Source organism: Bradyrhizobium xenonodulans (genome assembly GCF_027594865.1).
GTDB lineage: Bacteria > Pseudomonadota > Alphaproteobacteria > Rhizobiales > Xanthobacteraceae > Bradyrhizobium > Bradyrhizobium xenonodulans.
Genome location: NZ_CP089391.1, coordinates 7,181,155 through 7,197,128 on the forward strand (window position 1 = coordinate 7,181,155; position 15,974 = coordinate 7,197,128).

Genomic DNA, 15,974 nt, shown 5'->3' on the forward strand with positions numbered 1-15,974 from the left:
TTCGTCTCGGTGATACCATCGTCGCAGATTGCGAAAGCTGTTTCAGGAAAGCCGGAAACGGGAAGGCTGTACGTTCAGTTTGTGTGGCGGGCGGAGGAAGCCTCTTCAAACGGCGCCTCCTCTGGGCCTGACAGTGATCAAACCGGGTATTTCAGCAGGAAGAAACGGTCCCTAGCTTCAAGTACGCTTTTGAACATGGCGAGGGAATGGATCGATTGATCATGAGCCCAAAACACTCGATAACATCAAGAGCCTTCAGAGGAAGCTTCATAAGACGAAGGCGGAGCCGCCTTCCGCCTTTATGTGCTGCACGACAAACTCTGCCGTGAGGATATCTTGGGCCTGCCCAAGAACTAGCTCGCGCCAACGCAGGTACCCGAGCGTGGATGGAGCAACTTTCGAGCAGATCGAAGCGTCAGGACTCGAACCATAGTTGAACGCGCCTCCCCTCGACTCTACCCAAGCGGACAAGACGGATGCCGTAGGTGCAGAAGCAATTTGTGAGGCTGTTAGCCCACGACAGCGCAGTTCAGCTGCCATTATTGTGCGAACGCGAGAGGTGCTGGAGAGGCGGCGCAGCCAGCGTTCATATGGCCGAATAGGAACCTGTGGCTAGCGCCGGCATGGCAATCATCGCCAAGCTCCCAGCAGTTCATCGGGACGAGAGAGACAATATAATTTCCATGTGCCGCCCGCTTTGCTTCGTCCAATTCGCCAAACAGATTGAGCTGCGCACAAGCGGCTTAGAACCAGCCGATGTGCAAAAGGGGCGGATCGCATTCGCACGCACCGCAAGTCGTTGATGGGTAGATGCCGCTGACGTCTGGAACACGCCAAACTGTTTGAACCGCGCGACGTGACTCATAAAGAGCCTTCCGGCTGCCGCGCGCGACGCTGGCCCAAATCCTGCTTTGTCTTCGGTGAGACAAACCAGGAGGACGCTATGCCACGCGACAACCTTCTTCTCATTGTCTTCGACAACGTGAGAATGCGCGTGTCCTTTTACCGCGACCTCCACTGCGCACGCTGCCATATTCCCGAAGTATATCGAGATCAATTCAAGAGGCTCATGGGGCTATCGCAATTTTCTCTAGAGGAGATGACGGCTCTTACCTGCAGGTCTTGCCTGAGAAACGTCCCAGTGACCGGTGATGACCAGCCCTTCAACATCGTATTTCTACGTGTAGTCGCAATAGCACATGCCAACAAGCAAGGCCTTCAGGTCCAAAACCCAGGCGGGCTCGGTCCGCTGCCGATTGCGGATGTCACCTCGATCTTCGACGATCGCGAGAGGCTCACATTCCTACTCAGCTTTGATCGTGCAGAGGGGGAGACTCTGGACCGCTTCCGCGGCGGGCCGAGCGTTTGGGCCTTGGTACTCCGCCGGAAGGCGGGGGCAGTCAACGGCCTGGCGTCGGTGCAGGCCAGGATGACGGTCAATCGGCGCAACCTCAGTGAGGCTCCGGATGCCTATCTGGGGCTCTCATCAATTGGCATCGACCCCTTCGGCATCAAGCCGATGTTTGCCACCAGGCGTCACACTCAACAAGCCGGATACGCTTTTGTCGCACTACCTTCATTGCAGTCAGCTCTGCCGCGCCCCCGATCTTCCTGCAGCAGCCGCCTGCCAGACCGACGTGCGTTTGCTGGGCAAGGTACAAGCTGCGAATCAGCGGGTCTTTGGCAAGTCCTTCCCAACAGCATCACATGTAATGCACAGCAGCCTCACGTTTCTTTGGCAGATGCAGCCTGAGCGGTTTCGGGGATCAAATGCCAATGCAGTACGAACCCCTCACAGTGCGGCGCCGCGATCTGCTCTCACTGATCGGTACCGTGGCCGGCAGCGCCGCGATGTACCACACGATGACGGCGCTCGGCTTTGCCTCTGAATCTCGTTACACGGGGCCGATCCGGCTGGATGGTGATGCCAAAGGCGCTTTCGTGCTCATTCTTGGTGCGGGCCTCGCCGGCATGACGGCGGCGCTGGAGTTACGCAAGGCCGGCTACAAGGTGCTGGTGCTGGAGTTCAATGACCGCCCCGGAGGGCGAAACTGGACACTGCGCGGTGGCGATATTTTTGTTGAACTCGGCGGCTTCAAGCAGACCTGCGCCTTCGAGGACGGACTTCATCTCGATCCGGGGCCGTGGCGGATTCCCTATCATCATCGCGCGCTGTTGGATTATTGCAAACGGCTTGGCGTTGCGCTCGAGCCCTTCATTCAGGTCAATCACAACGCGTATCTACACGCTTCGCGCGCTTTCGGAGGCACGCCGCAGCGGATCCGTGCGGTAAAGGCCGACTTCCAAGGCCAGATTTCGGAACTGCTTGCGAAAGTCGCAAACCAGGGCGAATTGGATCAGGGCCTCTCCAGGGAGGACAAGGAAATACTGCTGCTTGCACTGAAATCCTGGGGCGCGCTTGATCACAACTACAAATACAAAGAGGGCCTGATTGCCTCCGGATATCGCGGCTATGCCAAGCCGCCCGGCGGTGGGCTATCCGCGGCTCCTCTGCCGAGCGAGCCGCTAGCGCTCTCGGATATCCTGAAGTCGCAATTGTGGCGCTACTTTTGGAATTTCGCCAGGTACGAATTGCAGACCACGATGTTCCAGCCGGTCGGCGGCATGGATATGATCGGCAAGGCCTTCGGGCGCGAACTCGGCGGGCTCATCCGCTATAACTCAAAGGTCACCGAAATTTGGCAGAATGATAGCGGCGTTACCGTGACCTATGTGGACGCCAAAGATCCCGGGCAGTCGCAAAAGGTCACTGCCGATTGGTGCCTGTGCACCATCCCTTTATCGATCCTGAGCCAGTTGCCGATCAATGTCGGCGCCGCAATGAAGGCGGCGATAGATGGCGTGCCTTATACGGCGTCGGTGAAAGTCGGGCTGCAGTTCAAACGCCGCTTCTGGGAGGAGGACGACGCAATCTATGGCGGCATCAGCTTCACGGATCTGCCGATCAGCGAGATCGGCTATCCCAATACCGACTACAACAAGAGCGGACGCGGCATCCTGCTGGGCGCTTATCTGTTCGAGGGCCCCAATTCCTTCGAGTTCACCGCAATGCCGCCGGATGAGCGCGTGGCGCGCGCGGTAGAGTTTGGCGCAGCCATCCATCCTCAGTACAGGACGGAGTTTGAGAACGGCATCGCGGTCGCTTGGCACCGGGTACCGTTCGCGCTTGGCTGTAGCGGCCACTGGGCTGACGAGGCTCGTAAGCTGCACTATCGCAATCTATGTGGGATCGACGGGCGCATTTTGCTCGCCGGCGAGCATGCGTCGGCACTGCCGGCCTGGCAGGAGGGCGCAATCCTCTCTTCACTGGATGCCATCGCGCGGCTGCATGAGCGGGTGATCAAGACATGAGGCGAAGATGGATCGGCGGTATCAAGTACGTCACCTTCGCAGCTATAGCGACGCTGTTGTTGCGGTCGTCGTATCCCGTGCTCGGGCAGAACAATCCGAAGGCGCTAAAGAGCCGCCATTTTTCCTCCAACTTTCGCTTTGTCGAGACGAGTGGCGACCTCCTGTATATCAATGTATGCCGCGGTTGCCACATGGACGATGCGATGGGGACACGCGCCGTACCCAGCTATCCATCGTTAGTCGCCAATCGCAATCTCGAAGCGAGTTCTTATGTGATCGATGTCGTCCTCAACGGCCGCCGCGGCATGCCCTCCTTCGGCGACATGATGAGCGACGACCAGATCGCTGCAGTCGTGAACTACCTGCGCACGCATTTCGGAAACAGCTACCCAGATGCAGTCATGGCGAGTGACGTGCAAGCGGCGCGAAGGTGAAGGTGCAAGATAACGATAACCAAAACGAGGTTCTCCCTGCCCCACTTTGGGCGGGTTGTCGGAAGGCTGCCAACTGGCGTTCTTCGGGAAGTGGTTGACCAGTTATCCGAGCGGATTGTGGATGGCATCGTTTGTTGCATACTGTTCATGCCGCTCATAGAGGCCTCCTTCGGAAACTTCGACAAGATCCAACGTGCCACTTTCGCGTACAACCGTACAACCCAACTCGGGGAAAGCCGTTCAGGATCGTCCGGCGACCTCGGCAGTTACGATTTGAGCTTGGACTTCGAGCATCTTTACCGCGGGGTGGCGGCCCAACTTTGCGGCGGCTAGTGACCTGGCCTGCTTCCGGAATCTTAAGCCAGTCTGAGTGAAAAGCTTTCCGACTATGATCGCCGTGGAAAGTGATGTTAGACGATGAAAAAGCCGAAACTCACAAATCTGCAGGTCGCCTTCGCCTTGCCGACGGAGATGTTATGCCGGCTCGAGCAGAAGAACAGCAAGCTGAGAAAGCTGGGAGGAATTCGCTCGACAAGGAGTGCCGCAGGACGTGATCGGCCAAAATGTACGGGCCTCCATTCCCACCAGTGCTCGAAACGCTCTTTCCAAGACGGCAGCAGCGTCTTTGTCAAAAAATTTCCGCACGCTGAACGATTTCCGGCAGAGCCATATGCGGAAAAGGTACTTTCTCATATCTAATTCCGAAGACTGCGCTCGCGGTTTGTTCCGGCATGAACAGGCCCTCTCCCAGCCTCAGGAGAGATAGGGCGGACTATCCCAGTAGTTATCAGCCCTGGCCGAAGCGCAAGCTGGTCGACGACGACCGCCGCGAGCTGCACGGTCGAGAGAGACCAACCTCTTCGGATGCGTTCGCTACCGGAACGGTGATCACGACACATGCTGCGAAGACCCCATCAATCGTTGCAGTCGTGGGAAACTCGTTGCAAGGAACGCAACGCCGTCAGCCTACCGCAGCACGGTGATTTCAGGTGGCTCCAAACCGACTTACCGCATCGAATGATCAATTCCGCAACCCTAGCCCGTGCAGCGCAGCCGCGGTGTCACCGTACAGCAGCAGCAGGCCCTGCTGCTTTCAACGAATTCCTTTCCGTGCCACCAGAATCGAGCGTGGTTCACGGTGCTCCGAACTGGTGGCAACATCTTGTTCCTTCCGTGCTGATGAACTTGCGTTGCGACGAAGGGAGCCAGCAGATCCTTGACGCTCCAAACCTGGCCGTTCTTGACCACAAGGTCGACATTTGCGGCATCCTCGATACGCAGCAGCGGGTTTCCCTCGACGAGAACGACGTCGGCAAGCGCCCCCTCGGTAATCGTCCCTAACGGGGCGCCGAGAAATTCGCCGGGATACCGCGTTGCCGTCAACAGCGCTTCATATGGAGTCACACCATAGCGAACCATCGCCCGCAGATTGAGATGTAAGCTGATGGCTGGGAAATCTATCGGTGCGTCTGTGCCAGTGATGATGCGGCCCCCAACGCGCAACAACTCTTTGACTTGCGCGACATTACGTTCGAGTTCGGCCAGCGTGACCAACCGATTCGGCCCAGCCATCAGTCTGGCGCGTTCTTCGAGTCGTGCATACTCCCACGCGGGATAGAATGTTTTTATCCGGATGTCGTCCATCCACGAACGATCCTCGCCCAGCAATGCATTAGCGGTGAAGATGGTGGGCGTACACGTGATGCCGCTTTGGACGAACACCTCGAGGACATCCTGATAGGCGGCGCCGAGTCGACTCATGGTTCGCGAGTAACCGAGCCGATTGGTGCCGCCGAGATGCTCCATCGCGTCCACCCCGAACGCCACGGCCGGATATTGATAATGTGACGTGACGTGGAGACCGCGGGCATGCGCCCAAGCAATGACATCGCGTTGCGTCTCGGGCGCCAGTCGGACATAGGTCTTGACGAGGTCGTACGACAGGGCTTCCGCGCGTTGCAACTCGAGCGCCAACTGTCCTTGCTCGGTGACGGGACGCATGAAATTATAGAATATCCTAGCCCCGTCGATGGCTTCCCCTGTCGCGAAATGACGGGGGCCCACCCGTGCCCCGGACTCGATGGATTCCCTGTCCTCCACCATGTGATATGCGGGTGAGCCGACCGAGCGGGTCGTCGTGATCCCCAGCGAGAGCCACAATCGGCCTTGCCGGTCGCCATATGAATATCCCTGCATTTGGCGATGGGTGTGCATGTCCATCAATCCCGGCATGGCTGTCGACTGAGGAGCATCGACGATTTTGGCGTCGCCATAAGCATTGCCGTCTTGGGACACGATACCGGCGATCTTATTGGAGTCGATGAGAATATCGACATTCTCGCGAAGGTCCGGACTGCGGCCATCCCATAAGCGCCCAACGCGGAGCACAGTTCGGCCCGTGGGTTTGGCCATTGCCCAATGCAACGAAAGCGGCACGTTTTGCGACTCTCCCCCGTCGGCCGCAAGCAACCGCAAACTTCCATTACAAAGATAAAGCAACGTTTTGGAGTCACCGCTCCAACTCGGCGCGTCCGTAACCTCCGCATTGATCACACGTGCCGGGCCGGTCAGCCTGCATCGGTCATCGACCGGAGCGACCCATAGCAGACTGGCCAGCACGAAAGCGATCTTCGTCCCGTCAGGTGACCACACAGGGCCGTCGTCGCCGCGTGTGCTGAGCGATCGATCGGGAAGAGGAGATTGATATTCGACGTTGCCGGTCGTCCGATCGACGGTAAGGATTTCACTCAGCCCCTCGCGATAGCTAGCCGAGTAAGGTTTGAATGCTGCCAGGGCTATCGTCCGTCCATCAGGCCCCCAACTCGGCCTGCCTGGTTCCCATAAAGGACCATAGACTTTCTGAACAGTACCACTCTCGATCTCAATCGTGTAAAGACTGCCGGACTGATCCAAAAAAGCGATCATTCTGCCGTCCTGCGACCATGAACCGGAGAGCGCAGCATCGGACAAGTGCGTGAGTTGGCGATCCTCGCCCGTGCGCAGGTCGCGCAACCAGATATCTAGCTTACCGCCGCGGTCACTTGAGTAAGATAGCCAGTGCCCGTCAGGCGACCATGCCGGGTCCGATTTATAAAACCCGTCGCGGCAGACCCGGCGCGGCAGCTCTCCGATGGTCATCGTCCAGATATCGTTGAGAGCGCGGAAAGCGATATTGCAGCCATCGGGCGACAAGGCCGGGCTGCCGATACCGAGGACCGGACGTGGCACGACCGAATTGAAATCTCGGCGCACTTTCTTGTACTTCGGCTTGATGATTGGAAGTCGCGCAGAGAATTCAACAATGGAGGACTGCGTCGTTTCCAGGCCGCGCCGCTGGATCTTACCGCCCGATGTGTATACGAACTCGCCGGTCGGCAACCAAGATGCCCGAAACGGAAAGATGTCTTCGCCTTGCACGATAATGCCGCGGGGCCCATGCAACTGTGCCGCCCCGTTGTTCAGGATGACGTAAGTGAGATCCCCGTCGGGAGACCAAGACGGCCCGTGAATCTCCTTCTCATTAGCGATGTTTCTTGAGTTGTGAACAGAAGCGACGGTGGTCCGGTTACCCAACTCGTCCACCACATCGAGCGACGACCTGTTGGTCACGAACGCAATCTTTCGTCCGTCTGGCGACCAGGCCGGCTGGGTCTCGTCGGCCGTGGTATCTACCAACGATTCCACGGCGCCCGTGTTCCGGTCAAAAGCGTAGATGCCGTAACCCATGCCGCGGTCCGACGAGAATGCGATGCGTCGACCATCTGGAGAGTAGCTTGGTTCGCGATGATCGTGAGGACCGCGCGTCAGTTGCATCAACCCGGTGCCATCAGCAGAGATTGTCCAAAGATGAAAATTTCCGTCCCGATAGCATTGGAAAACGATCTCCTTCCCGTCTGGACACCAGTGCGGTTGCGCGACGTCGCCGAATTCGTCAGTCAGCCGTCGCGCAACTCCGCCGCCGATGCCCACAAGCCACAGGCTCCCGGCCAGGTCGAATGCCACCGTTCGCCCGTCCGGCGAAACGGCAACAGAGATGCTGGTTCCCTCGGCAACGGTCGCGTAGCCTTGTTCGTCCATGGAAGGGGACGCGGGGGACAGGGAAGCGCCGTAGGGTGCCAATATGGCGCCGCCGCCCATCGAAAGCAGTTTGCGGCGACTGATACCGCGTCGTGAAGTTGCCGTCATTTTACAACAGCTTTTTCGATTGTTTTACCGTGGCCCTGATGGACTGTCGGCCCCAAGAACTACGCAGTCCAACCTAGACATCCGGAATCGATTTCGAGCGAAGCCACATCTCTCGGGGCTTTCGACGCCGATAACATTGGGTGGCTTCTCGAAAGATAATTGCGACGGCTCCAAGTATGCTCCTGTAGCTCTTGCTCGGTTGAACGTGGTGGGACGCCGGCACCCGAGTGGCGTAGACCTACTGCTTGGTTTGTTGCGCCGAAGCCCAAACAGATATCCGGCCAATCCGTTTCCCAATGACGCTACCTTACTTTCGAGAGGCTCACTCCTGCGGAGAGACACTTCGGCTAGGTCTCGATATGTGATGAATTTCCGGACGCACGTAGCTGTCCCCGCACTAATGATCGATTCATGAGGCCCGACACCTCCCCGAGAAACATGACGATAGTCATTTCGGGTAGAAGAGCGTGCGCAAGCGCTGACCCAACTTCTTCGACGAGACGATCCTTGAACATGGAGCGACATTTCCGCTGTCTGCCGCACCCCCTCATTGACATGGTGCCGAGTAAGTGCGGTCCACCCGATCACGTCACCTTTTCTGATACACGTGTGCGACACAAATGAGGGACGAAGTGCGAAGAGAAACTCATTTATTTCCGCGCTCCTCCAAGCACGTATTCCTTGCGTCGCTTCCCTATGCCGACATGCGGCGTTATAGATGTCTGTTACTTCGGGTAGGTCACCTGTTTGCAGCCGGCGCAGTTCGTACCGCATTTGATGTCCTTCAATCTCGCGCAATATCGGGATCCGGCATGACGCGGCGATACACCAGATTTGCCATCTAAAGAGAACGCGATTCGCACTATGACCGCCGAATTCTCCTTGACCGACGAGCTACCTGATCAATAGCGTTTTCACGCGGTTAGGTGACCCGACCAACGCCACCTGAGTTCTCTTCGGGTCGCAATCGTCGTTTTTCGCCCACAAATCGTGAGAGACGAGTCCCCCGGGGTCGGCGCTTTATGCGCGTTCGTAGCAGATCTGTTGTGCGGTGAACTGAGGCAACGTACTGCTGTTGAAGTTCAGAATGCGACGGCAATGTTGAAACGCCCCGAGTCCCTCAAGAATAGATGCGAACGCTAACGCACGAGCGACCTTCCGAAAACTACCCGAACTTATAGCTTGTACAGACAGTGTTGAACTTACGTGTGCATTACTGTTATGAGGTCTGTCCGCCCGGGCAACCTCGGACGCGCAATGTAGGGCGAGCCACCCCACCGGAAGAGGCGGACATACGGCCTTACTCTGCACCTGCTTCGTCTGCTCGACATTGTGCAGGGCGTGACGAGTTCAAAACCGCGTTCGCTGCGTTTGCCACATCGAGGCTGCGGCCGCGGCGCGCGCATCGCCATCATTTCGAGAAGCAGCCCCACTTGGACCTTTCGGCCGCTTCCGGGCGACGTCTTGCAAAAGGTCTGCCACCCTACAGTTCCGGTTGGGGTCACCGATGGCACAAGTCGGTCTGCCGCAGAAAAGCAACTGATCGGACGGATCGTCGCGCACATTCCTGCAAATAACTGCGCCCCTTCTTTTTGCAGTTGATCACTTCCTCTTTCCACAAATCGCAGTTTGCAATTTCTAGGGTGGCGGGCTAGCTAAGTTGCGACGAAGCTAATATGTTGCGAATCATGCGGCCGTTCGACGCTTTTATCCTGTGCCGCAAGAGTCCGCCGGTTTCGTCAGCCACTCGAAACCGGGCCATTCACGGGGTTAGTGGGGCGCAGTTAATCATGCCAATGAGAGCAAAACGCCGCTCGGAAGGCGACGGTTCCATAATACCTACCGATGTCGTGGTTACGACTTGCTCCCATCGGAAGTCAGCGAAGCCCACCCGCGCTGCGACGCCATCTTCACTGTCACGCGGAAATCAGTCGACCGTCGCTGCACATTGGATCGCCAAGGTCGACGGCCTCCCAAGGTGCAAGTCAGCAGACACTTTTTACGTGGGCCGCGCCTTCGGGGTGGCTAAAGAAGCCGCTAATTTCTCTGCCGCGCGCTTCTACATTCTTTCGGCTGGCCTTGGCATCGTGCCGGCCTCCCGGTCGATTCCGGCGTACGGATTGACGGTTTCGCCGCGGCACGAACAGTCGGTCCTTCCAAAAATCCTCGGAGACTTCGATGCCGCGGAGTGGTTTTCGAGTCTTTTGACCACGGCTCATTCCGACGAATGGAGCGATGTCGCTGGCGGGAAGTCGGGGCGCATTCTCATGGCGCTTTCACGGCCCTACGCGGAGATGGTCGGGGCCAGTCTCGCCGATGCGCCACGGAGAATGCTCGAAAGGCTTAGGATTTTTGGCACTTCGCTTGAGACCGCATTGCCGGCAAATTTGCACGCGGCCATCGCTCCCTATGATGACCGCCTCAACGCAATCTTTCCCGGCACGCGTACGGACTTCGCGCAACGAGCGATGCTCCATTTCGCCAGGTCGGTAGCGACAAGGCCGAGCAAGGGGCGCGAAGACGACTTCGCAGCCGTGAGATCCTCGCTTAAGAGTCTGAAGTTGCCGCGCAAGGTCCAGCGTCCGCGATTGACGGACGAGGAGATTGTCGCAGTGATCAAGAGACGGTTGCGGACGCAATCGGGCGCTGCGCGGATGCTGGTGGCTCTCCGGCACGAAGAGGGGGTTGCCTGCGAGCAGTCCCGGTTCGGGCGACTGTACCGCATCGCCGCCGCAAAGAAGGGGATGTGATGACGCGCCCGAAGAAGAGTGACGATCCAGTGCTTGCGGTACGCGCGGTTAGGACCCGGCAAGCCGACAAGCCGGTGTATGCCTTCTTCATGGCGGGTGCGGACCTCTTGAAGATCGCGGAGATCAGCCGCGTGCATCGCGACAGCGAGGGTTCGTTACACGGCTTTCAACGCAGGGGAATCAGGAGCCACGTGCAGGCCATCACAGATTTTCTGGATCAGGGCCCGGTCCTCTTTCCGAACGCGATCATCCTGGCCATAGCGCCGTCCGCACGTTTCATCCAGTCCCGTGGAGAGCGTCCAGACGGCGACACCCGGATTTGCGAGTCAGGTACGCTGAGAATTCCGATGCCGCGCGATGGCACCAAGTGCGCTTGGATTGTCGATGGTCAGCAGCGCTCGATTGCCCTGTCCCAGGCCCAGAACAAAGCCTTCCCGGTGCCGGTCGTCGCGTTCGTCTCGGAAGAACTGTCTGTGCATCGCGAACAGTTCATTCTGGTGAACAAGGCGAGACCGCTCGATCCTCGGCTGATTAACGAACTGCTGCCAGAACTGGACGTCGTGTTTCCGCGCGACCTGTCGGCGCGAAAGATCCCGAGCGAACTGGTACATCTGCTGCAGACCTCGCAGAACTCGCCGTTCAAAGGTCTCATCAAGCGGATATCCGAAGACTCGTCCGAAGCCGTGGTAACAGACACCGCTCTGGTGAAAGCGATCCGCAATAGCATCAACGGGGCGCTTGGCACCTTGGCGCCCTATAAGGCCTCCGGCGGCACTCCGGCGGATGTCGATGCTATGTTCCGTCTCCTCGTCGGATTTTGGTGCGCCGTGCGAGATGTATTCCCTAACGCCTGGGGACGGCCGGCAACCGAGAGCCGGTTGATGCATTCTGCAGGCATCGCCGCCATGAGCGTACTGATGGATCGTGTGATGTCCCGCGCGGCCCCCGGCGCGGATCTGCGTCGGCATGCTGCCGAGGCGCTTGCGCGGCTTGCTCCGCAGTGCCGCTGGACCTCGGGTCGCTGGAATGAGCTTCAACGCGACTGGAATGAGATCCAGAACATCAGCAAGGATATCCGCATGCTGGCGGGGTATTTGGTCCGTCTCGATCACGCTCACGCATTCTCTAAGGTGGCGTGATGCGCTTCGTATTTGCCGATAGTATCGATACCATCGATCCCCTGTACGACTTCGTTGCCGATCGCAATGGCCTCGGCCGCCTGGTACATCGCGACGACCAATACCCGCACGAATTCCTGGAGAAGGCTCCGTACGACGGAATTCTGATCTCGCGCGCGATTGTGGGCGACGCGGCGTTTCCCGGAAAATATTCGGAAGCCCAGATGATGCGCTTCCGGCGGGAGGGGGCGAGAAAATTCCTGCGGTATCCGCTCGCCAAGTTTCCCGACAGCATGCTGGTGGGCGATTGCGGAGCGTTCAATTACAGAAATCTCCCGGAACCGCCCTACCACGCGGACGATACCGTCGAGTTCTACGCCGACGCCGGCTTTACTCACGGCTGCTCTCCGGACCACGTCATCTTCGATTTCGACGAGGTCGGCCTCGTTCGCCGGTTCCGCGACGTGCCGGTCGACGTACGGCGACGGTTCGAGATCACGCAGCAGAACGCCGTCGAATTTCTGAAGGTAGCCAAGAAGATCGGCAAGGGCTTTACACCGATGGGGGTTATCCAGGGCTGGTCGGCGGAGAGCATGGCCGACGCAGCGCTGAACCTCGTCAAGATGGGGTATCGCTATCTGGCGATCGGGGGCACCGTGCCCCTCAAGATCGACCAGATCCAACGGGTTCTTTCCACCTTGAGGAGTGCGATCCCCTCACGCATACATCTCCATCTGCTTGGTTTCGGCAAGATCGAGGATCTCGCGGTCCTCGAACAGAACAGAGTGAGCAGCTTCGACACAACGTCACCGCTGTTGCGCGCGTTCAAGGATGCGAAGAAGAATTACTGGGTCCGCAACTCTTCCGGTGAGCTTTCCTACTACACCGCAATACGCATCCCGCAGGCGACCGAGAATAACAAGCTCAAGCGGAAGGCCTGCGAAGGCAGCCTCAATCAGGAACTGGCCAGGCGTCTGGAAAGCGCGGCGCTCGAAGGCGTCCGTGACTACGCCGCACGCAAGGCAGGTCTCGAGGAATGTCTCGACGCGGTGATGGAGTATTGGGTAACCCTCAACTGGGATGCGGATCCGTCAATGACGAGACGGTCTCAGGCCGCCCTGCGGCAGCGCGAGGTCTATTCGCGCACTCTTTCCGAGCGACCATGGGAGAGTTGCGGCTGCCGCGTCTGCCGCGAAGCAGGTGTCGAGGCCGTGATCTTCCGAACTTCGAACCGCAACAAGCGCCGCGGTATCCACAACCTCCACGTATTCCACACCCATCTGAACCAATTCCGCGAGGAACTCGCATGAGCAAGCAGAGATATCTCCACTTCGACGCCCTCGCGCCGATCCAGAGCCCGAACTTCAAAGTCTTCACCTTCGTAGCGCGAGCCGATGAAATATCCAGAATCGCGCGTATCGAGCGTGCCGGTCGAGACGAAGGCGGAGCTCTTCAAGGCTTCCAGCGACCACAGATCGCCGGGCATATTCGTGAGATCCGCGACTATCTGGAGAAGCCGAGCGCCATTCTTCCTAACCCCATCGTTGTCGCCTTCATGGGAAACGCCAAGCTCAAAGGCGGATCAGCCGGCGACCGTCGTCGCGAACTCGTCGTCGATACCGCCAACGGACCGCCGGGCTGGATCGTCGACGGTCAGCAGCGCTTCACTGCGCTCTCAGAACTCCGCGGCCGTGATTTCGAAGTCTTGGTGTCCGGCTTTCTTTGCGAAACGGAAGAGGAGCTTCAGAAGCAATTCATTCTGGTCAACAACACCCGTCCTCTGCCGAAGGCGTTGGTCTACGAGCTTCTTCCGAAGGTGGGCGATCTGCCGCCCCGCATGTCCGGTCGTTCGCAAGCTGCGCTCGTCACAGAGGCGCTGAACTATCGCTCTGGCTCGTCGCTCAAAGGCCTGATCAAGCAGCAGACCAATCCCAAGGGCTCTATCCGCGACACCATTCTTCAGCGCGTGATCATGAATTCCCTGAGCGACGGCGCGCTGCGGCTTTACGCCAGCGACGATCAAATGCTGCTCAAGCACGGCGTCACCATGATGAGCGAATTCTACCATGCCGTGCAGCACGTTTTCGCAGACGACTGGATCGGCAAGACGCCCAAGACTTCGCGCCTGGTTCACGGTACGGGCATCATCGCGCTGGGCTACGTGATGGACTACCTGAGCGGCGCGACGGGGGCCGAATCGCGCGACGAATTCGCCCGCGGTCTGAAGTTGCTCAGGGGAAAGACCGCTTGGAGTTCGGGCGAATGGGATTTCGGCAGCGAGCGCCGCAGATGGAACGGGCTGCAAAACGTACCGGCAGACGTGCGTCAACTTACCCTGTATCTCACGCAGGTGTTGAAGCGGCGCCTTGCGGGGTCGGTCAGGGCGGCGTGACGACATGAGTTACGCCGTCAAGGAGATATTCTATTCACTCCAAGGCGAGGGACGCCATGCGGGGCGGCCCGCGGTGTTCTGCCGGTTTGCAGGCTGCAACCTGTGGAACGGACGCGAACATGACCGCGGGAGTGCCGCATGCAACTTCTGCGACACGGACTTCGTCGGAACGGACGGTTTGGGCGGCGGCCGCTTCGATGGGGCCGCCGCTCTGGCTGACGCAATCGAGCGCATGTGGGCGGGGGTCGGCGGCAAGCGCTTCGTCGTTTTGACGGGTGGAGAACCACTCCTCCAGGTCGACGACGCTCTCGTGTCCGCTTTGCACGAGGCCGATTTCGAGATCGCGATCGAGACCAACGGGACGCTTCCAGTGCAGTCGCCCATCGATTGGATCACTGTAAGCCCGAAGGGCACGACGAAACTCGCTCAGAAGTCCGGGAACGAGCTCAAACTTGTGTTTCCGCAACAGAACGTCGATCCCGCCTCTTTCGAAAGCCTCGCATTTGAGCACTTCCTGTTGCAACCGATGGACGGTCCTCACCGTGACTCCAACATGGCGAGAGCCATCGCCTACTGCCTCGAACGTCCGAAGTGGAAACTGTCGCTCCAAACGCATAAATATATGAGCATCAGATGATCTACGAACTCAGCAAGGAATTCCGGTTCGACTCAGCGCACACGTTGCATCGCACCGTCGATGTGGAGCCTAGCCTTAGGATCCACGGACACTCCTATCGGGCCGAGGTCGTTTTGCGCGGACTACCCGACGCGAGCACAGGAATGCTGATGGATCTTTCTCTGTTCGAGCGAAGTCTTGAGGAAGCACGCAATGGCTTGGATCACCGGTTCCTGGACGAGATCAACGATCTTGGGCCTGCCACCATGGAGAATCTGGCCGCCTGGATCTGGCGTAAGGTGAAGCCCATTTGTCCCAACCTTTGGCGTGTCACCGTCCGACGGGACAGCGATGCCGGCGCCTGTAGCGTGTTCGAGCGGGAGGCCGCCTGATGCCCGACAAAACTGCCTTGGTCCTCTTTTCGGGGGGACAGGACTCTGCGACTTGCCTGGCTTGGGCTCTCGACCGTTTCGATCATGTAGAGACGATCGGCTTCGACTACCGCCAGCGCCATCGCGCCGAACTAGACGCGAGAGACGATTTCCGCCACGAGTTGGAAGCGAAGTTTCCCTCCTGGGCTACGAAACTTGGCACCGACCGCGTTTTGGATCTTTCCGTGCTCGGGGAGATTAGCGAGACCGCACTGACGCGAGACGTCGAGATCGTCGCGGAAGCATCCGGACTTCCGAACACTTTTGTTCCCGGCCGAAACATCTTATTCCTCACATTGGCTGCGGCCGTCGCCTACCGAAGAGGGCTAAAGCACATTGTGACCGGTGTGTGCGAAACCGACTTCTCCGGCTATCCAGACTGTCGCGACGACACGGTCAAAGCCCTGCAAGTTGCGCTCAACCTTGGAATGGAGACCCGTTTTGTTCTCGAGACGCCGCTAATGTGGATAAACAAGGCGCAGACTTGGATGCTTGCCCATGAATTGGGAGGCTCCCCCCTTGTCGATCTCATTCGCAAGAGCACCGTGACCTGCTATCACGGAGACATCGCGACGGTGCATGAATGGGGACGCGGATGTGGCGAATGCCCGGCCTGCAAGCTACGAGAACGTGGATATAAAGAGTTTGCCGATTCGCCGGTTCATTAGCACTCCGG

General features: G+C 58.5%; 11 protein-coding genes. 10 read left to right on the forward strand and 1 reads right to left on the reverse strand.

Annotated features, from left to right (window positions below; all coding sequences use genetic code 11):
• Window positions 1–943 precede the first annotated feature (943 nt).
• The 3 genes from I3J27_RS33955 to I3J27_RS33965 are packed head-to-tail and all read left to right on the forward strand — an operon-like array spanning window position 944 to window position 3,806.
• Entirely contained in the window at window positions 944–1,753 is an 810-nt protein-coding gene (locus I3J27_RS33955) for a hypothetical protein (protein ID WP_270163213.1), read from the forward strand.
• Between the two features lie 23 nt (window positions 1,754–1,776).
• Window positions 1,777–3,372: an NAD(P)/FAD-dependent oxidoreductase gene (locus I3J27_RS33960; protein WP_270163214.1), complete on the forward strand. Its 1,596-nt coding sequence runs from the start codon at window positions 1,777–1,779 to the stop codon at window positions 3,370–3,372.
• Window positions 3,369–3,806, forward strand: a complete 438-nt coding sequence (locus I3J27_RS33965; RefSeq protein WP_270163215.1) for a c-type cytochrome — start codon at window positions 3,369–3,371, stop codon at window positions 3,804–3,806. Before I3J27_RS33960 ends, I3J27_RS33965 begins: the two co-directional genes overlap by 4 nt.
• Before the next feature lie 1,035 nt (window positions 3,807–4,841).
• On the opposite strand, the gene I3J27_RS33970 is transcribed toward I3J27_RS33965, so the two are convergent.
• Window positions 4,842–7,991 (reverse strand): amidohydrolase family protein, encoded by a 3,150-nt coding sequence (locus tag I3J27_RS33970; RefSeq protein WP_270163216.1) that lies wholly within the window; start codon window positions 7,989–7,991, stop codon window positions 4,842–4,844.
• A gap of 2,003 nt (window positions 7,992–9,994) precedes the next feature.
• Between I3J27_RS33970 and I3J27_RS33975 the strand changes: the two genes are divergently transcribed.
• Genes I3J27_RS33975 through queC form a run of 7 tightly spaced genes read left to right on the forward strand, consistent with a single transcriptional unit; the run spans window position 9,995 to window position 15,966 of the window.
• Window positions 9,995–10,741 (forward strand): hypothetical protein, encoded by a 747-nt coding sequence (locus I3J27_RS33975; protein WP_270163217.1) that lies wholly within the window; start codon window positions 9,995–9,997, stop codon window positions 10,739–10,741.
• Window positions 10,741–11,880 (forward strand): DGQHR domain-containing protein DpdB, encoded by a 1,140-nt coding sequence (gene dbpB, locus I3J27_RS33980; protein ID WP_270163218.1) that lies wholly within the window; start codon window positions 10,741–10,743, stop codon window positions 11,878–11,880. The genes I3J27_RS33975 and dbpB (I3J27_RS33980) overlap by 1 nt, the downstream gene beginning before the upstream one ends.
• Complete coding sequence (gene dpdA / locus I3J27_RS33985) at window positions 11,880–13,169, forward strand: tRNA-guanine transglycosylase DpdA (protein ID WP_270163219.1); 1,290 nt, start codon at window positions 11,880–11,882, stop codon at window positions 13,167–13,169. Before dbpB (I3J27_RS33980) ends, dpdA begins: the two co-directional genes overlap by 1 nt.
• On the forward strand, window positions 13,166–14,251 hold the full coding sequence (dbpB, locus tag I3J27_RS33990) for a DGQHR domain-containing protein DpdB (protein WP_270163220.1): 1,086 nt from the start codon (window positions 13,166–13,168) through the stop codon (window positions 14,249–14,251). The genes dpdA and dbpB (I3J27_RS33990) overlap by 4 nt, the downstream gene beginning before the upstream one ends.
• Window positions 14,252–14,255: 4 nt before the next feature.
• Window positions 14,256–14,888, forward strand: coding sequence for a 7-carboxy-7-deazaguanine synthase (gene queE / locus I3J27_RS33995; protein ID WP_270163221.1), 633 nt, complete (start codon window positions 14,256–14,258; stop codon window positions 14,886–14,888).
• Window positions 14,885–15,259, forward strand: coding sequence for a 6-carboxytetrahydropterin synthase (locus tag I3J27_RS34000; protein ID WP_270163222.1), 375 nt, complete (start codon window positions 14,885–14,887; stop codon window positions 15,257–15,259). The genes queE and I3J27_RS34000 overlap by 4 nt, the downstream gene beginning before the upstream one ends.
• Window positions 15,259–15,966 carry a 7-cyano-7-deazaguanine synthase QueC gene (gene queC / locus I3J27_RS34005; RefSeq protein ID WP_270163223.1) on the forward strand — a complete coding sequence of 236 codons (708 nt, stop codon included), beginning with the start codon at window positions 15,259–15,261 and terminating at the stop codon, window positions 15,964–15,966. Before I3J27_RS34000 ends, queC begins: the two co-directional genes overlap by 1 nt.
• Window positions 15,967–15,974 lie beyond the last annotated feature (8 nt).

Bases quoted from the DNA above. Each gene is read 5' to 3' on its own strand.
- I3J27_RS33955 (WP_270163213.1), top strand. From the start codon at position 944: ATGCCACGCGACAACCTTCTTCTCATTGTCTTCGACAACGTGAGAATG.
- I3J27_RS33960 (WP_270163214.1), top strand. From the start codon at position 1,777: ATGCAGTACGAACCCCTCACAGTGCGGCGCCGCGATCTGCTCTCACTG.
- I3J27_RS33965 (WP_270163215.1), top strand. From the start codon at position 3,369: ATGAGGCGAAGATGGATCGGCGGTATCAAGTACGTCACCTTCGCAGCT.
- I3J27_RS33970 (WP_270163216.1), bottom strand. From the start codon at position 7,991: ATGACGGCAACTTCACGACGCGGTATCAGTCGCCGCAAACTGCTTTCG.
- dbpB (WP_270163218.1), top strand. From the start codon at position 10,741: ATGACGCGCCCGAAGAAGAGTGACGATCCAGTGCTTGCGGTACGCGCG.
- dpdA (WP_270163219.1), top strand. From the start codon at position 11,880: ATGCGCTTCGTATTTGCCGATAGTATCGATACCATCGATCCCCTGTAC.
- dbpB (WP_270163220.1), top strand. From the start codon at position 13,166: ATGAGCAAGCAGAGATATCTCCACTTCGACGCCCTCGCGCCGATCCAG.
- queE (WP_270163221.1), top strand. From the start codon at position 14,256: ATGAGTTACGCCGTCAAGGAGATATTCTATTCACTCCAAGGCGAGGGA.
- I3J27_RS34000 (WP_270163222.1), top strand. From the start codon at position 14,885: ATGATCTACGAACTCAGCAAGGAATTCCGGTTCGACTCAGCGCACACG.
- queC (WP_270163223.1), top strand. From the start codon at position 15,259: ATGCCCGACAAAACTGCCTTGGTCCTCTTTTCGGGGGGACAGGACTCT.